Consider the following 16,404-nt stretch of genomic DNA (forward strand, 5'->3'; position numbering starts at 1 on the left):
GTGGGGTTCAGCCGGCGTTGATGACCTCGACGCGGATCGACTGCGCGTCGAGGACCGCCTGGTCGAGCACCGCACGCCGGGGGTCGGGCACGGCCAGCCACGGCTCGACGACCGTGAGCCGCGCGAGCCGCGGGTCGGTCAGCACGGCCTCGACCGCGCCGTGGTCGCCCCCGGTCACGACCGGCCCGACGCCGGCAAGGATCCGCGCGGCGTGCTCGGCCGCCGCCTCGTAGGCCTGCCGCGCCTGGTTGTCGCGACGGCGGGCGAAGCGCTGCTGGCTCTGGCCGCCCGCCTTGGTGCGGCCCTGCACGTGGCGCTGCCCGATCTTGTGCTCGACGAGACCGGTGCCCCGCAGTCGGGCGACGGCGAAGCCGCCCTTGCGCACCAGCAGGACGCCCCACTGACCCGGCGGCACGGCTGCGTCGGCGAAGGCCACGGCGTCGGCCGGTCCGGCGTACGCCGTCGCGAACGGCAGGTGGGCGGTGAAGTGCGAGCCGTCCGCGGCGCGCCCCGACAGGTCGCCGTCCCGGACCTGCAGGTCGGTGTCGCCGTGGCCGGTCGTGAAGTTGTCGACCCAGCGTGGCCAGCGGGCGGCAGGGACGAGGACGTGGGGCACGGGCCGAACCTAGCCGCTGTGCCTCGCGAGGAGGTGTCCGCGTCCCGTCCGCCTCGCCTAGGGTCCCCGTCATGCACGCGCCGGGTCCTCCCACAGCCCTGGTCCCGAGGTGACGTCGTGACCGGCTGGGTCTACGTCGGCATCATCTCGGTGGGCCTGATCGGCTGGACGTTCGTGCTGGAGGACCGCATCGACTACGAGCACCGCCTCGCGACGTGGTGGTTGGACGGCGCGCGAGGCCTGGGAGTGGCGACGGGCCCGGTGTCGTTCATCAGGTCGACCCTCCTGCTGGCGATCTACTGCGTCGTCGCGTGGCTCGGCGACCTGCTGGCGACCGGGCTCGGCCACCCGCTGTGGGCCCTGCTGCTCTCGGGGCCGGCCATGCTCGCCTACGCACCCGTGGTCCTGGCGATGGCACCCCTCGGGGGCACGGCGTACAGGACCTGGAGGTCCCATCTCGCTGCCGCCGGCGCAGACCCGGGTCAGCAGCGCGCGATCGCGTGGGGGGCGGGCCCTCCTGCGCTGGCCGGGTTCGGGGCCGTGCTGTTCACGCTGTTCACGACCTTCGGCGTCTGAGGCCCGGCCCCTCTTCGCCCCCGTGGTTACAGTCGAGGAGTCCACCACTTCCGGGAGGTCCCACCGTGCGCCGCTTCCTCGTCCCCGCCCTCACCGCCGTCCTCGGGCTCAGCGCCCTGACCGCCACGTCCCCCGCGTCGGCGGCACTCGCCGAACGCGACAAGCCCTTCCCCTCACGCATCGAGCTGCCCGACGGCTTCGAGCCCGAGGGCATCGCGATCGGTCCCGGCGCGAAGGCCTGGCTGGGCTCGCTCGCCGACGGCGACATCTACCGCGTCTCGCTGCGCACCGGCGAGGGCGAGGTCGTCGTCGACGGCACCGGCACCCCCGCGGTCGGCCTGAAGTCCGACCGTCGCGCCCGGCTCTTCGTCGCCGGCGGCGGCTCCGGCACCGCCCGCGTGATCGAGACCCGCTCGGGCGACGTCACCGACTACGACCTCGACGGCGCCTTCGTCAACGACGTGGTCCTCACCAAGCGGGCCGCCTGGTTCACCGACTCCGGCCTGCCGCAGCTCTACCGCGTCGCGCGCGACGCGAAGGGCGCAGCTGCCGCGACGGCGACCACGCTCCCGCTGACCGGCGAGTGGGTGCAGGGCACCGGCTTCGGCGCCAACGGCATCAGCACGACGCCCACCGGCGGCGACCTGCTCGTCATCAACTCCGGCACCGGCGTGCTCTACCGCGTCGACCCGTCGACCGGGGTCGCGACCGCGGTGGACCTGGGTGGCACCTCGCTCACCATGGGCGACGGCATGCTCCGCCACGGCCGGCTGCTCTACGTCGTGCGCAACCGCATCAACGAGATCGCCGTGATCCGCCTCGACCGCACGGGGTCCAGCGGCGAGCTCGTGCGGACCATCACCGCCGAGGACCTCGACGAGTCGACGAGCTTCGACGTGCCGACCACTGTTTCGAAGTTCGGCGGAAAGCTCTACCTGCCCAACGCGCGCTTCGGCACCACCGCGACCCCCGACACCGACTACTGGGTGACGAAGGTCCGCGCGAAGCCGTGACGGCTGAGGCGGGCGCCGTCCCGGGCCTCGAGCCCGGACGGCGTCCGCACTCCGGCGTCAGAGGAAGTCGAGCGGGTCGAACTGGTCGATCGGGATGATCCGCACGCGCGGCAGCGGGGTGTTGAAGGCGCCGAGGTCGTACTCGAGGTCGAAGATCCGCAGGCCCGGCAGGTTGCGGAACTGCGAGTTGACGAACTCGGTGAAGCCGATGACGCCGACCTGCCGCGAGCCGTCGCACAGCTGCGCGACCTGGTCGACGAAGTCGCCGTCGTGGCTGACGAGCACGACGTCGGCGTCACGGTCGACGAGCGCCTCGGCGGTGCGCTGGATCGCGATGTCGACGATCTTGCCCTCACCGCTCAGCGGGACCGGCTTGAAGCCGATCGCGAGCAGGGCCTGCACGAAGCTGATCGGCATCTCGGTGCTGGCGGCCAGGAAGAACAGGCCGGTGACGTCCTGGTCGAAGGCCCGCTCGGCCCACTCCAGCAGCCGGTCCCACCGCGGCCGCTCCTCGGGCCGGGGGCGCCGCCCCAGGATCGAGGTGCCCAGGGTGGCGTCGATGTTCTCCCCGTCGACGAGGAGGTAGGTCATCCGCTCGGCCATGCGAGGACTCTCCCACACGCGTGCGCGGCGCTCAGGCGCGGTAGACCACCCGGAACGCCTCGACGACCTGGTCGCCGGTCGTGCGGACCTCGCTGACCTCCACCAGCGCGCGCGGCACACCCGATCCGTCGCACAGGATCGACAGCACGCCCAGCTGCGGCAGGTCACCGAGGTAGTCCGCGGCGTCGGCAGTCGTCTCACCACGCTCGTCGGCCAGCACCTGCTCGACGAACGCGTCGGACTCCTGCGCGGAGTCGCCGTACGCCCACGCCGGCGGCGGCACCGACTCGAGGGTGGTCGGCCCGAAGTAGGACGGCGCCGCGTTGAGCTTGGCGTGGAAGCGCGCGAGGTCCCAGAAGACGCGGAGCTCCTCGTGGTCGAAGTCGGTCTCGGACAGGTCGACCTCGGGCTCATCCATGACCGGAGCCTAGCGAGCCGATCCCGACCCGCTCAGGCGACGGCGGCGACGTACGCCGCGAAGTCCCGAGCTGCCTCCATCGAGCCCGGTCGCGGCGCAGCCTGCGGGTCGAGCCCGAGGTCGCGGTCGGCCAGCACCTGCTGGAGCAGCGGTCGCCACCGCGCGTCGCCGTGGACCATCGCCCAGCGCAGCGCGTCGCGCTTGCTCGCGACCTCGCCGGTGCGGACGGTGTAGAGGCTGCGGCTGGCCTGGACGACGAGGTAGCGCTGGCACCAGGCGACGTCCGAGGAGCACCAGGCCGCGATGTCGTCGGTGAGGCTCGCGAGGCCCGCGCGCGCACTGGCGCGCAGAACCTCGTCCGGCACCTCGCCGACCACCGCCACCGGGCACGGCCCGACGAGCGTGATGCCGTGCTCACGCAGGATCCAGCGCGTCCACGGCTGGTTGCAGTGGGTCGACCATGTCATCTCGTCGTGGCCGTGGTCGACGTGGAGCCACTCGCGACCCAGGCCGTCGACCGAGCGCAGGTCCTCGGCGACGGCGTACGAGCCCTCGAGGTGGCCGTACCAGTGCCCGTCCCGGTGCGGCAGATCCCGGTGGAGCGCGCGCAGCGCCGCCTCCTGGGCAGCGTCGGGACGCCTCCGCACCACGACGACGAAGTCGCAGTCGCTGTGCAGGTCACCAGCGCCGAGCGCGAACGAACCCTGCAGGTAGGCGCCCGCGAACGACTCCCCCAGCGCCTGCTGGGCGCCCGTGACGAGCACGTGGAGCACGCCGTTGAGCTCGGCGTAGCGCGTGGGGTGGGGGTTCAGCACGGATGGAGTGTGCGCCCCCGCACGGCCCCGACGCCACGGAATATCCGCAGGTCAGGGGCGCCTTGACCTCAGACGTTGAAGCCGAGGGCGCGCAGCTGCTCGCGGCCGTCGTCGGTGATCTTGTCCGGACCCCACGGCGGCATCCAGACCCAGTTGATCGCGACGTCGTTGACGAGGCCCTCGAGGGCGGCGTTGGTCTGGTCCATGATCACGTCGGTCAGCGGGCAGGCCGCGGACGTCAGCGTCATGTCGAGCACGGCGTTGCTGTGCTCGTCGAGGTGCACGTCGTAGACGAGGCCGAGGTCGACGACGTTGATCCCGAACTCGGGGTCGACGACGTCCTTCATCGCCTCGGTGACGTCGTCGACGGTCACCGTCGACGTGCCGCCTCCGGCGCTCGCCTCGGGCACGTCGGGCAGGTCGCCGTGGTCGATCTGCTGGTCAGTCATGGGTGACTCCTCCGGTCGGGACCGAATCGGATTGGGCCTGGGTGGTCGCGTCCTTCCACGCCATCCAGGAGAGCAGCGCGCACTTCACGCGTGCGGGGAACTTGGCGACACCGGCGAACGCGATGCCGTCCTCGAGGACGTCCTCGTCGGGCTCCACCTGTCCCTTGCCCTGCATGAGCTCGAGGAAGGTCTGGTGGACCGACAGGGCCTCGTCGACCGGCTTGCCGATCACGAGGTCGGCCATCACCGACGTGGACGCCTGGGAGATCGAGCACCCGACGGCGTCGTAGGACACGTCCTGCACGACACGACCCTCCGGCCCGTCAATGAGGTGCACGCGCAGGGTGACCTCGTCGCCGCACGTCGGGTTCACGTGGTGCACCTCGGCAGTGCCAGCGGAGGACGGGTCGCCCCTCAGTCCTTTGTGGTGCGGGTTCTTGTAGTGGTCCAGGATGATCTCCTGGTAGAGCGAGTCCAGCTCGGCACTCATTGTCATCCCACCTTGAAGTAGCTGCGGGTGTGGTGGAGGCCCTCCACGAGCGCGTCGATCTCGGCCGGCGTCGTGTAGAGGTAGGACGACATCCGCGTCGAGCTCTGCACCCCGAAGCGGGCGTGCGCGGGCTTGGCGCAGTGGTGCCCGGCGCGCACTGCGACGCCGCGCGAGTCGAGCACCTGGGCGATGTCGTGGGGGTGGACGCCGTCAAGCTCGAAGGAGATCGCACCGCCGCGCCGCGTGGCGTCGAGCGGACCCATCACCCGCAGGCCGGGGACCGACTGCAGGCCCTCGAGGGCGTACGCCGTGATCGCCTGCTCGTGGGCGTGGATCGCCTCGAGCCCGATGTGGCCGAGGTAGTCGACCGCGCAGCCGAGCCCGACCGCCTCGACGATCGGCGGGGTGCCGGCCTCGAAGCGGTGGGGCACCTTCGCGTAGGTCGAGCGCGCCATGGTCACGGTCTCGATCATCTCGCCGCCACCGTGGAAGGGCGGGAGCGCGTTGAGCAGCTCCTCGCGACCCCACAGCACGCCGATGCCCGTCGGGCCGCAGACCTTGTGGCCGGTGAAGACCAGGAAGTCGCAGCCGACGGCCTGCACGTCGACCGGGAGCTGCGGTGCGGCCTGCGAGGCGTCGATGACCGACAGCGCGCCGAACGCGCGGGCACGCTCGACCAGGTCGGTGACCGGGTTGATCGTGCCGAGCATGTTGGAGACCCAGGTGAAGGCGAGGACCTTGGTGTTCTCGTCGACGAGCTGGTCGGCGTTGCCCAGGTCGAGCTCGCCCTCGTCGGTCAGCCCGAACCAGCGCAGCTCCGCGCCCGAGCGCTCGCAGGCCAGCTGCCACGACACGATGTTGGAGTGGTGCTCCATCTCGGTGATGACGACGTTGTCGCCGGGGCCGAGCTCGATCGTGCGCGCCAGCAGGTTGAGCGCCTCGGTGGCGTTCTTGGTGAAGACCACCTCGTTGCGCGACGGCGCGTTGAGGAAGGCAGCGACCTTGTCGCGAGCGCCCTCGTAGGCCTCGGTCGACTCCGCGCCGAGCTGGTGCATCGCGCGGGCGATGTTGGCGTTGTGGCGCTCGAGGTGGTCGACCATCGTGTCGATGACCACCTGCGGCTTCTGCGAGGTGTTGGCGCTGTCGAGGTAGACCAGCGGCACCCCACCCCCGAGCGTGCGCTCGAGGATCGGGAAGTCCTTGCGGATCACGTCCAGGTCAGGAAGCAGTCCGTCCACGGTGGTCTCCTCTCTCGTTCCGGCGGGTGGGTCAGGCCGAGGCGGGGTTGAGGTAGCGGTCGTAGCCCTCTGCCTCGAGCTGGTCGGCGAGCTCCTTGCCGCCGGATGCGGCGACCTTGCCGTCGACGAAGACGTGGACGTGGTCGGGCTCGATGTAGCGCAGGATGCGGGTGTAGTGGGTGATCAGCAGGACACCCTTGCCCTCGCGCGCCCGGAAGCGGTTCACGCCCTCGGAGACGATCTTCAGCGCGTCGATGTCGAGGCCGGAGTCGGTCTCGTCGAGGACGGCGACCTTCGGGTCGAGCAGCTCGAGCTGAGCGATCTCGTGGCGCTTCTTCTCGCCGCCGGAGAAGCCCTCGTTCACGTTGCGGGTGCCGAAGGTCGGGTCGAGGTTCAGCTGCTCGAGGGCAGCGTTGACGTCCTTGACCCACGTGCGCAGCTTGGGTGCCGCGCCGTCGATGGCGGTCTTCGCGGTGCGCAGGAAGTTCGACACCGAGACGCCGGGGACCTCGACGGGGTACTGCATCGCGAGGAACAGGCCGGCGCGGGCGCGCTCGTCGACCGAGAGCGACAGCACGTCCTGGCCGTCGAGGGTGACCGAGCCGCCGGTGATCGTGTACTTCGGGTGGCCGGCGATGGAGTAGGCCAGGGTCGACTTGCCGGAGCCGTTGGGACCCATGATGGCGTGCGTCTCGCCGTCGTTGATGGTCAGGGTGACGCCCTTGAGGATCTCCTTGGGGCCGTCCTCGGTGTCGACGGTGACGTGCAGGTCGGTGATGACGAGCTTGCTCATGCGGGGGTGACTCCGTTCAGGGTGGTCTCGATGTCGACGTAGACGTCGCTGGTGCCGTCGGCATTGGCGCGTACGTCGACGGGGAAGGTGGCGACCGGCTCGGTCGCAGGGAAGTTGGTGGGCTTGCCGGTGCGCAGGTCGAACATCGACCCGTGCAGCCAGCACTCGATCTGGCAGCCGCCGTCGTTGGTGGCGACCTCGCCCTGGCTCAGGGCGACCTCGGCGTGGCTGCAGAGGTCCTCGACCGCGAAGACCTCGTCGCCGTCACGGGCGATGGCGATCTCGTAGCGACCGAGCGTGACGGCCAGGGCCTGGTCGGTCGGCACCTCGTCGAGGGAGCAGGCGCGCTCGAAACTCATCAGGAGAGCTCCTTCAGCACGTTCTTGGCCAGCTCCGCCTCGACCGTGGCCAGCAGGCGCGCCTCGATGGAGGGCACGCCGACCTTGCGGATCAGGTCGTTGAAGAAGCCGTGCACGACCAGGCGCTGGGCCTCCTTCTCGGAGACGCCGCGCGACTGGAGGTAGAACAGCTGCTCGTCGTCGAAGCGGGCCGTGGCCGAGGCGTGGCCCGCGCCCTCGATCTCGCCGGTCTCGATCTCGAGGTTGGGGATCGAGTCGGCCTGGCAGCCGTCGGTGAGGACGAGGTTGCGGTTCTCCTCGTAGGTCTCGATCCCCTCGGCGACCTTGCGGATCAGCACGTTGCCCACCCACACGGTGTGCGCCTTCTCGCCCTGCAGCGCGCCCTTGTAGACGGCGTGCGACTTCGTGCGGGGCGCGGTGTGGTCGGCGAAGATCCGGTGCTCGATGTGCTGGCCGGCGTCGGCGAAGTAGAGACCGAGCAGCTCGGCGGAGCCGCCGGGGCCGTCGTAGGTCACGTTGGCGTCCATGCGCACCACGTCGCCGCCGAAGGAGATCGCGGCGTGCTTGTAGGACGCGTCGCGACCGACGCGCGCCTGGTGGTGCGAGAGGTGGACGGCGTCGTCGGCCCAGTCCTGGATCGAGACGACCGAGGCGTCGGCCCCGTCGGCCACGACCACCTCGACGACGGCCGAGACCGCGGCCGAGCCGGTGTGGTTGAGCACCACGACGGCCTTGCTGTGGGTGCCGAAGCGCAGCACCACGTGCGCGCCGCTGGTCACCTCGGCGTCGGTGCCGTCGACGTCGATCACGATCGGCTCGGACACCTCGGTGTCGGCCGGCACGTCGACCAGCAGCGTCGCCGGGACCTCGGCGAGGATCCGCGCGGTGAAGCGGGTGTTGGGCGCCCAGCCGCTCACGCCGCGCAGCGCGGTGGCCTCGTCGCCGGTCACCACGTTGACCGTGGCGCCCTCGGGGGCGTCCCAGGTCGCGCGGGTGTTGCGCCCGTCGAGCGGGGCGTCGGCGTGCAGGCCCTTGAGCCGCTTGAGCGGCGTGAAGCGCCAGATCTCCTCGCGGCCGGTCGGGACCAGGTGATCGGCGACGTCGTAGGAGCCGGCCGGGTGGAGGTGGCTCTCCACCTTGTCGAGCGGCGCCTGCTCCAGCGCGGAGCGGACTGAATCAGTGGTGACGGTCACTACTTCTCTTTCTACGTGCGGATCGGACGGGGACGGGCGCGAGCGTCAGCCCACGGCCCCTTCCATCTGGAGCTCGATGAGGCGGTTGAGCTCGAGGGCGTACTCCATCGGCAGCTCCTTGGCGATCGGCTCGACGAAGCCGCGCACGATCATCGCCATCGCCTCGTCCTGCTCCATGCCACGCGACATGAGGTAGAAGAGCTGGTCGTCGGAGACCTTCGAGACGCTGGCCTCGTGGCCCATCGAGACGTCGTCCTCGCGGATGTCGACGTAGGGGTAGGTGTCGCTGCGGCTGATCTGGTCGACGAGCAGCGCGTCGCACAGCACGTTGGACTTCGAGCCGTGGGCGCCCTCGTTGACCTGGATGAGGCCGCGGTACGACGTACGCCCGCCGCCGCGCGCCACCGACTTGCTCAGGATCGAGCTCGACGTGTGCGGCGCTGCGTGCACCATCTTCGCGCCGGCGTCCTGGTGCTGGCCCTCGCCGGCGAACGCGATCGACAGCGTCTCGCCCTTGGCGTGCTCGCCCATCAGGTAGATGGCGGGGTACTTCATCGTCACCTTGGAGCCGATGTTGCCGTCGACCCACTCCATGGTCGCGCCAGCCTCGCAGGTGGCACGCTTGGTGACGAGGTTGTAGACGTTGTTCGACCAGTTCTGGATGGTCGTGTAGCGGCAGCGACCACCCTTCTTGACGATGATCTCGACGACCGCGGAGTGCAGCGAGTCCGAGGAGTAGATCGGCGCGGTGCAGCCCTCGACGTAGTGCACGTAGGCGTCCTCGTCGACGATGATCAGCGTCCGCTCGAACTGGCCCATGTTCTCGGTGTTGATCCGGAAGTAGGCCTGCAGCGGGATGTCGACGTGGACACCCTTCGGGACGTAGATGAACGAGCCGCCCGACCACACCGAGGTGTTGAGCGCGGCGAACTTGTTGTCACCGACCGGGATGACGGTGCCGAAGTACTCCTTGAAGAGCTCCTCGTGCTCCTTCAGCGCGGTGTCGGTGTCGACGAAGATGACGCCCTGCTCCTCGAGGTCCTCGCGGATCGAGTGGTAGACGACCTCGGACTCGTACTGGGCGGCCACGCCGGAGACGAGACGCTGCTTCTCGGCCTCGGGGATGCCGAGCTTGTCGTAGGTGTTCTTGATGTCCTCGGGGAGGTCGTCCCACGTGGCCGCCTGCTTCTCGCTGGAGCGCACGAAGTACTTGATGTTGTCGAAGTCGATCGTGCTGAGGTCCGAGCCCCACGTCGGCATCGGCTTGCGGTGGAAGAGCTTGAGGCCCTTCAGGCGCAGGTCGAGCATCCACTGCGGCTCGCTCTTGAGACCGGAGATGTCGCGTACGACGTCCTCGCTGAGGCCGCGCTTGGCGACGGAGCCCGCCGCGTCGCTGTCGGACCAGCCGAACTCGTAGCGGCCGATGCCCTTGAGCTCCGGGTTCATTTCTTCGATGCTCAGGTTCTGGGTCATGACTGCTCCTTCTTGGGGTCCGTCTGAGGGTCCGTCTTGAGGGTCTGGGGGATGCAGGTGGTGCACACACCGTCGCCGTGGGCGATGGTCGCGAGCCGCTGGACGTGGGTGCCGAGCACGGACGCGATCGCCTCGGTCTCGGCCTCGCACAGCTGCGGGAACTCGTGGGCGACGTGGGAGACCGGGCAGTGCTGCTGGCACAGCTGCTCCCCCACGACCGGCAGGTCGCGCACCGACGCGGCGTAGCCGTTCTGGGTGAAGACCCGCGCGAGCGCCTCGGCAGGCGTCAGGTCGGGGTCAGCAGCAGTGACGACGGCGTAGTCGCGCTCGACGAAGGCGACGCGACGGCGGGCGAACTCGACGACGGCGTCCTCGCCCTGGGTCTCGGCGAGGAACCGCATCGCCTGCACGGCGAGGTCGTCGTACTGCTGATCGAAGCTGTCGCGCCCCGCCTCGGTGAGCGCGAAGACGCGCGCCGGGCGACCGCGACCGCGCGTGCCGTAGACCTTCTGCTCGCGCGACTCCACGATGCCCTCCGCGAGCAGGTGCTCGAGGTGGCGGCGCACGGCGGCCGGCGTCAGGTCGAGGCGCCCGGCGAGGTCGGCCGCGGTGGACGGTCCGTTCTCCAGGATCGTGCGCGCCACGCGGTCGCGCGTCGGCGCGTCCCCGTCAGGGCTCGCCGGAGCGCGGGTGGGCGCTCCTGCGGTCGATCCGGTCAATTCCACAACGACAGTGTGACGTTATTGCCCCACCTGCTTCAAGGAAGGGTCACCTAAGTGCGCCCGGCACTCGGTCGCACCGCGCTCAGTCGGCCGTGCGACTGCGGAACGTGCGGATCGCGAGCGGGGCCACCACGGCGGTGATCAGGATGATCCAGCCGATCGTGAACGGGATCGGGTGGTGCATCGGGAAGGCCGCGCCCTCGGCCAGTGGCTGGTCGTTGCCCCAGAGCTCGCGCACCGCCTGGGTGAGCGAGGAGATCGGGTTCCACTCGGCGATGAAGCGCAGCACCGTGGGCATCCGGTCGGTGGGCGCGAAGGTGTTGGCCAGGAACGTGATCGGGAACATCGTCGCGAACATGACCCCGTTGACCGCCTCGACCGAGCGCATCGCGGAGCCGACCCAGATGCCCACCCAGATCATCGCGAATCCCCAGCCGAGCAGCAGGAGGTAGCCCAGTGCGGCCTCGAAGACGTTGGTGTGGATGCGCCAGCCGATGACGAGGCCGGTCAGCGACATCACCACCAGGCCGATCGACGCGTGGGCAAGGCTCGAGATGCTGCGACCGACCAGCACCGCGGCCGGGTTGATCGGCAACGAGCGCATCCGGTCGACGATGCCCTTGTCGAGGTCGGCGGTGAGCCCGACCGCGACGATGAAGGAGGCGAAGGCCACCGTCTGCGCCATGATCCCGGCAAGCAGGAAGGCGCGGTAGCCGGCGGGCGTGGCCACGTCGATGGACGAGCCGAAGACGTAGGCGAAGAGCAGCACGAACATCACCGGCTGGATGGTGACGTCGAGCAGCATCTCCGGCATCCGGCGGATGTGGCGGAAGTTGCGGCGAGCGATCGCCCACGACTGGGTGAGCAGGCCGGTGGTGCGGATCTCGGGTCGTTCGATCGTGCTCATCGGGCCACCTCCCCTGCCGGCTGGCCGGCGGTCTCGTCATCCACGACGCCGTCCTCGGCCCGGTGGCCGGTGAGGTGGAGGAACACGTCGTCCAGGCTCGGGCGCTTGAGCCCGATGTCGTCCAGCACGATCCCGCTCTCGTCGAAGATCCCGGCGACGCGGGTCATGTGGCCCAGCCCCTCGGCCGGCGCGGTCAGCTGCCGGGCACCGGCGTCGAGGTGCACCTCGCGCACGTGCGGACGCATGAGCGCCTCGGCCGCGGCCAGGTCGTCGGCGTGGGACACCGTCACCACCAGCGCCGCGGCACCGGACTGGTCCTTGAGCTGGAGCGGGGTGCCCTCGGCGATGACCGTGCCGCGGTCGATGACCACGATGTTGTCGGCCAGCTGGTCGGCCTCCTCGAGGTACTGGGTGGTCAGCAGGAGCGTGGTGCCGTCCTTGACCAGCTCGCGCAGCACCTCCCAGAGCTCGACGCGCGAGCGCGGGTCGAGGCCGGTGGTCGGCTCATCGAGGAACAGCACCGGCGGCGTGGCGATCAGGCTGACGGCGAGGTCGAGGCGCCGTCGCATGCCGCCGGAGTAGGTCTTGGCGATGCGGTCACCGGCCTCGGCGAGCGAGAAGCGCTCCAGCAGCTCGGCACTGGCGCGGGTGATGTAGCCGGCGTCGAGGCCGTAGAGCTGGCCGATGAGGCGCAGGTTCTCCCGGCCGGTCAGCAGCTCGTCGACCGTGGCCGCCTGACCGGTCAGCCCCATGCTACGGCGCACCGCGGCGGGATCGTCGAGGATGTCGTGCCCGGCGACACGGGCGGTGCCGGACGTGGGGCGGGTCAGCGTCGTCATCATGCGGACCGTCGTGGTCTTGCCGGCTCCGTTGGGCCCCAGGAGGCCGAGCACGGTGCCCTCCGGCACGACGAAGGACACCCCCTCCACGGCCACGGTGTCCCCGAAGTGCTTGACGAGGCCCTCGGCCTCGATCGCTGGGCGAGTCATGGCCGCCACGCTAGCCGTGGGGACCGACAGCCGCCGCCCATTAACCCGCGCCTAGGATTGGACCGTGCCAACCGCCTCCCCCGCCGTCGAGATCGACGGCCTGGTGATGGCGTACGGCGAGAAGGTGGCCGTCGACGGGCTCTCGCTCGAGGTCGCCCGCGGGTCCGTCACCGCCGTCCTGGGTCCGAACGGCGCCGGCAAGACCACCACGCTGGAGACCTGTGAGGGCTACCGCGTCCCCCAGCGGGGCACGGTGCGGGTGCTCGGACTCGACCCGCAGCGCGACCGCGCAGCTCTCCTCCCCCGCATCGGCGTGATGCTCCAGGCCGGCGGCGCGTGGAGCGGCGTACGCGCGGTGGAGATGCTCGAGCACATGGCCTCCCTGCACGCCCACCCGCTCGACACCGCGATGCTGGTCGAGCGCCTCGGCCTGGGCGACTGCGGACGCACGCCCTACCGCCGGCTCTCCGGCGGGCAGAAGCAGCGTCTGGGGCTCGCCATCGCGCTGGTGGGTCGTCCAGAGCTGGTCTTCGTCGACGAGCCGACGGCAGGCATGGACCCGCAGGCCCGACGCACGACCTGGGAGCTGCTCGAGGAGATCCGCGCCGACGGCGTGACGGTGGTGCTCACCACCCACCACATGGACGAGGCCGAGCACCTCGCCGACCGCATCCACATCATCGACCGCGGCCGCGTGATCACCAGCGGCACACCGGCCGAGCTGACCCGCGGCGGCCGCTCGGCCACCATCCGGCTCGTGGTCAACCGGCCCTTCCCCGAGGGTGCCCCCGAGTCGCTGCGCGCCGAGCTCGGCCCCGAGACCGAGGTGCGGCAGCTCGACGAGGTCAGCATGCTCATCCACGGCCCCGCCGACTCGACCACACTGGGCCGGGTCTCGCGCTGGTGCGAGGAGCACGGCGTGCTCCCCCAGACCCTCAACCTCGGCCAGCGCACCCTCGAGGACGTCTTCCTCGAGCTCACCGGACGCGAGCTCGCGTCATGAGCCCCCAGACCTTCGTCCCCGCCCCCGGCGGGGCGTCGCTGCGCCGCATGGTGCTCGCCCAGTCCCGGATGGAGGCGCGGCTCATGCTCCGCAACGGCGAGCAGCTGCTGCTCGCCATCGTCATCCCGGTGATCGTGCTCGTCGGCGGCGTGGCCGCGGCCGGGCGGATCGGGATCGACCTCGACGGGCACCGCGCGGTCGACATCCTCACGCCCGGCGTGCTCGCCCTGGCGGTGATGTCGACGGCCTTCACCTCGGTGGCGATCTCGACCGGCTTCGAGCGCCGCTACGGAGTGATCAAGCTCCTCGGCGCGTCCCCGCTGCCACGCCACGGCCTGCTGCTCGGCAAGGTGCTCGCCCTGCTCAACGTGGTCGCGCTCCAGCTCGTCGTGCTGGTGGTCGTCGGGCTGCTGCTCGGCTGGGAACCGACGCCCGCCGCACCTACGCGCACGGTGCTGGGTGTGGTCCTGGCGGTCGCGCTCGGCACCGCCGCCTTCGCCGCGCTCGGCCTGTTCGTGGCCGGCGCCCTGCGCGCCGAGGCGACCCTCGCCCTCGCCAACCTCGTCTACCTCCTCCTCATGGCCGGCGGCGGCGTGGTGCTCCCGACGAGCACCTACGGCGCTGCGTCGACCGTCATCCAGTGGCTCCCGTCGGGCGCGCTCGGCGAGGCGATGCGTACGGCCCTCGTGGACGCTGGCGTCGACGGCCGCTCCCTGCTCGTCCTCGCTGCGTGGGCCGCTCTGGGCACGCTGCTCACGGCTCGAACCTTCAGGTGGGAATGATGCACACCCTGCTCGCCGGGCTCTCCCGGTACCTCTGGCCCCTCGCGGTGGCCAACCTCCTCGCCAACATCGGCATCGTGGTCACCGGTGGTGCCGTACGCCTCACCGGCTCCGGGCTGGGCTGCCCGACCTGGCCACGCTGCACCGACGAGTCCTACGTCGCGCACGGCGAGCTGGGCCTCCACGGTGCCATCGAGTTCGGCAACCGGCTGCTCACCTTCGTGCTGGTCGCGATCGCGCTCCTGTGCTTCCTCGCCGCGCTGGGCGCCAGGCACCGCCGGGCGACGCGCCTCTCGCTCGTCATCGGCCTCGGCATCCCGCTCCAGGCCGTCATCGGCGGCATCACGGTGCTCACTGACCTCAACCCGTGGATCGTGGCCGGGCACTTCCTGCTCTCGATGGCGATGATCATGGTGTGCGTCGCGCTCCTCGACGAGCTGCGCAGCCCCGACCGAGGTGCTGCTCCCCCGCTGCCCCGCGCGCTCGCCTGGGCGACGTTCGCCTCCGGCTGGGTGGCTCTCTACCTCGGCACCGTCGTCACCGGCGCCGGTCCGCACGCCGGCGACACGGACTCGCCGCGCAACGGGCTCGACCCGGCCACCGTCTCCCAGGCGCACGCCATCTCCGTCTACGTCCTCGTGGCCCTGACGGTCGCGCTGCTGGTCGTCGCCGTCCGCGGTGGCCACCAGTGGCTGGCCCGGGTGACCGGCCTGGTGCTCCTCGTCGAGGTGCTGCAGGGAATCCTCGGGTGGGTGCAGTACTGGCTGGACCTGCCGGTCGCCCTCGTCGCCCTGCACATGCTCGGCGCCGGGCTTCTCGCGGCGGGGCTCGCCCGGGTCGGGCTCGCGGTGCTGCCGCACGCGTCGGAGAACGAGGCCCACGCCGACGAGGGCACGCAGCCGCACGCCGCCACGCACCTCGGCTGAGGCGGGATCAGCCGAGCAGCGGGTCGAGCGCGACCGCGACGAAGAGCAGCGAGAGGTAGAGGTTCGATGCGTGGAACAGGCGCATCGGGTTGATCTCGGAGAGCGCGTCGGAGCGCTTCGCGCGCCCCCACATGCGGTGGGCCTCCACCAGGAAGACCGCGCCGAGCACGGCGGCGGCCACGGGGTAGACCAGGCTCGTGCCCGCCACGGGCCACAGCAGCAGCGAGGTGGCCACCATCACCCAGCTGTAGACGACCACCTGGCGGCCCACCTCGGCAGCGGGCTTCACCACCGGCAGCATCGGGACGTCGACGTTGCGGTAGTCCTCGCGGTAGCGCAGCGCCAGCGCCCACGTGTGGGGCGGGGTCCAGAAGAAGACGACCATGAAGAGCACGACCGGCGTCCACGCGAGCGAGCCGGTCACGGCCGTCCACCCGATGAGGGTCGGGAAGCAGCCGGCGATCCCGCCCCAGACGATGTTCTGCGTCGTGCGTCGCTTGAGCAGCATCGTGTAGACGAAGACGTAGAACGCGATCGCGGTCACCGAGAGCACCGCTGACAGGGTGTTGACCCCCGCCCAGAGGACCACCGTCGACAGCACGCCCAGCACGGCCCCGAAGACGAGAGCGGCGCGCGGGGACACGATGTGCCGCGGGAGCGCCCGGCGCCTGGTCCGGCGCATCTGCTCGTCGATGTCACGGTCGTAGACGCAGTTGAAGACCGACGCGGAGCCCGCGGAGAAGGTGCCGCCGAGGACGGTCCACACGACCGTGGACAGGTCCGGCACGCCCCGGGCGGCGTAGAACATCACCGGCACCGTCGTGAGCAGCAGGAGCTCGATGACGCGCGGCTTGGTCAGTCCCACGTAGGCAGCGATGACGTCGCGCCAGGTGGGTGGCCCCTCGGCCCCGGGCTCGTCACCGGTCGACGGCCGCGCGGATGCTGCGTGCGGACCGACGTGGGACACGGTGGGGACCTCGGTGACAGGAGCGGGTGGGCTGGACGGATGGGATCCCGACTTTCGGGGAACCGAGGTGGA

The 16,404-nt window shown here is 70.7% G+C and carries 20 protein-coding genes; 5 read left to right on the forward strand and 15 right to left on the reverse strand.

The features are described 5' to 3' along the window. Window positions 1-7: 7 nt before the first annotated feature. A complete protein-coding gene (locus CFI00_RS13415; protein ID WP_207081632.1) occupies window positions 8-616 on the reverse strand; it encodes an acVLRF1 family peptidyl-tRNA hydrolase in 609 nt (202 codons plus the stop codon). A gap of 117 nt (window positions 617-733) precedes the next feature. Between CFI00_RS13415 and CFI00_RS13420 the strand changes: the two genes are divergently transcribed. Together CFI00_RS13420 and CFI00_RS13425 are read left to right on the forward strand one after the other, a co-directional pair. After that, window positions 734-1,192, forward strand: coding sequence for a hypothetical protein (locus tag CFI00_RS13420; protein WP_207081633.1), 459 nt, complete (start codon window positions 734-736; stop codon window positions 1,190-1,192). 65 nt (window positions 1,193-1,257) lie between these two features. Then, complete coding sequence (locus CFI00_RS13425; protein ID WP_207081634.1) at window positions 1,258-2,205, forward strand: superoxide dismutase; 948 nt, start codon at window positions 1,258-1,260, stop codon at window positions 2,203-2,205. A 57-nt stretch (window positions 2,206-2,262) separates the two neighbouring features. On the opposite strand, the gene CFI00_RS13430 is transcribed toward CFI00_RS13425, so the two are convergent. From CFI00_RS13430 to CFI00_RS13490, 13 genes are all read right to left on the reverse strand, one after another. Continuing rightward, complete coding sequence (locus CFI00_RS13430) at window positions 2,263-2,808, reverse strand: NYN domain-containing protein (protein WP_207081635.1); 546 nt, start codon at window positions 2,806-2,808, stop codon at window positions 2,263-2,265. 31 nt (window positions 2,809-2,839) lie between these two features. Further along, window positions 2,840-3,226, reverse strand: a complete 387-nt coding sequence (locus tag CFI00_RS13435) for a hypothetical protein (protein ID WP_207081636.1) — start codon at window positions 3,224-3,226, stop codon at window positions 2,840-2,842. 32 nt (window positions 3,227-3,258) lie between these two features. Further along, window positions 3,259-4,041 carry an aminoglycoside adenylyltransferase domain-containing protein gene (locus tag CFI00_RS13440; RefSeq protein WP_207081637.1) on the reverse strand — a complete coding sequence of 261 codons (783 nt, stop codon included), beginning with the start codon at window positions 4,039-4,041 and terminating at the stop codon, window positions 3,259-3,261. Window positions 4,042-4,109: 68 nt separating this feature from the next. Next, on the reverse strand, window positions 4,110-4,490 hold the full coding sequence (locus CFI00_RS13445; RefSeq protein ID WP_207081638.1) for a metal-sulfur cluster assembly factor: 381 nt from the start codon (window positions 4,488-4,490) through the stop codon (window positions 4,110-4,112). After that, window positions 4,483-4,980: a Fe-S cluster assembly sulfur transfer protein SufU gene (gene sufU, locus CFI00_RS13450; protein WP_207081639.1), complete on the reverse strand. Its 498-nt coding sequence runs from the start codon at window positions 4,978-4,980 to the stop codon at window positions 4,483-4,485. The genes CFI00_RS13445 and sufU overlap by 8 nt, the downstream gene beginning before the upstream one ends. A 2-nt stretch (window positions 4,981-4,982) precedes the next feature. Then, on the reverse strand, window positions 4,983-6,209 hold the full coding sequence (locus CFI00_RS13455; RefSeq protein WP_207085522.1) for a cysteine desulfurase: 1,227 nt from the start codon (window positions 6,207-6,209) through the stop codon (window positions 4,983-4,985). A 40-nt stretch (window positions 6,210-6,249) separates the two neighbouring features. Beyond that, window positions 6,250-7,011, reverse strand: a complete 762-nt coding sequence (gene sufC / locus CFI00_RS13460; RefSeq protein WP_207081640.1) for a Fe-S cluster assembly ATPase SufC — start codon at window positions 7,009-7,011, stop codon at window positions 6,250-6,252. Further along, window positions 7,008-7,370 (reverse strand): non-heme iron oxygenase ferredoxin subunit, encoded by a 363-nt coding sequence (locus CFI00_RS13465; RefSeq protein WP_207081641.1) that lies wholly within the window; start codon window positions 7,368-7,370, stop codon window positions 7,008-7,010. The genes sufC and CFI00_RS13465 overlap by 4 nt, the downstream gene beginning before the upstream one ends. After that, complete coding sequence (gene sufD / locus CFI00_RS13470) at window positions 7,370-8,563, reverse strand: Fe-S cluster assembly protein SufD (RefSeq protein WP_207081642.1); 1,194 nt, start codon at window positions 8,561-8,563, stop codon at window positions 7,370-7,372. Before sufD ends, CFI00_RS13465 begins: the two co-directional genes overlap by 1 nt. Before the next feature lie 45 nt (window positions 8,564-8,608). Further along, window positions 8,609-10,036, reverse strand: coding sequence for a Fe-S cluster assembly protein SufB (gene sufB / locus CFI00_RS13475; RefSeq protein ID WP_207081643.1), 1,428 nt, complete (start codon window positions 10,034-10,036; stop codon window positions 8,609-8,611). After that, window positions 10,033-10,755 carry a metalloregulator ArsR/SmtB family transcription factor gene (locus CFI00_RS13480; protein WP_207085523.1) on the reverse strand — a complete coding sequence of 241 codons (723 nt, stop codon included), beginning with the start codon at window positions 10,753-10,755 and terminating at the stop codon, window positions 10,033-10,035. The genes sufB and CFI00_RS13480 overlap by 4 nt, the downstream gene beginning before the upstream one ends. Window positions 10,756-10,840: 85 nt before the next feature. Then, on the reverse strand, window positions 10,841-11,665 hold the full coding sequence (locus CFI00_RS13485; protein WP_207081644.1) for an ABC transporter permease: 825 nt from the start codon (window positions 11,663-11,665) through the stop codon (window positions 10,841-10,843). Continuing rightward, complete coding sequence (locus CFI00_RS13490) at window positions 11,662-12,654, reverse strand: ATP-binding cassette domain-containing protein (protein WP_207081645.1); 993 nt, start codon at window positions 12,652-12,654, stop codon at window positions 11,662-11,664. The genes CFI00_RS13485 and CFI00_RS13490 overlap by 4 nt, the downstream gene beginning before the upstream one ends. 64 nt (window positions 12,655-12,718) lie before the next feature. Between CFI00_RS13490 and CFI00_RS13495 the strand changes: the two genes are divergently transcribed. From CFI00_RS13495 to CFI00_RS13505, 3 genes are read left to right on the forward strand one after another with little or no spacing between them, the layout of a single operon-like run. After that, entirely contained in the window at window positions 12,719-13,657 is a 939-nt protein-coding gene (locus tag CFI00_RS13495) for an ABC transporter ATP-binding protein (protein ID WP_242532389.1), read from the forward strand. Beyond that, the gene (locus tag CFI00_RS13500) at window positions 13,654-14,439 is read left to right on the forward strand and encodes an ABC transporter permease (protein ID WP_207081646.1); all 786 of its coding nucleotides are present in this window, start codon (window positions 13,654-13,656) and stop codon (window positions 14,437-14,439) included. The genes CFI00_RS13495 and CFI00_RS13500 overlap by 4 nt, the downstream gene beginning before the upstream one ends. Further along, on the forward strand, window positions 14,439-15,365 hold the full coding sequence (locus tag CFI00_RS13505) for a COX15/CtaA family protein (RefSeq protein WP_242532390.1): 927 nt from the start codon (window positions 14,439-14,441) through the stop codon (window positions 15,363-15,365). Before CFI00_RS13500 ends, CFI00_RS13505 begins: the two co-directional genes overlap by 1 nt. 7 nt (window positions 15,366-15,372) lie before the next feature. On the opposite strand, the gene CFI00_RS13510 is transcribed toward CFI00_RS13505, so the two are convergent. Next, complete coding sequence (locus CFI00_RS13510) at window positions 15,373-16,332, reverse strand: heme o synthase (protein WP_242532391.1); 960 nt, start codon at window positions 16,330-16,332, stop codon at window positions 15,373-15,375. Window positions 16,333-16,404: the final 72 nt, after the last annotated feature.

Origin of the sequence: Nocardioides sp. S5, from assembly GCF_017310035.1 — a bacterium.
Taxonomy (GTDB): domain Bacteria; phylum Actinomycetota; class Actinomycetes; order Propionibacteriales; family Nocardioidaceae; genus Nocardioides.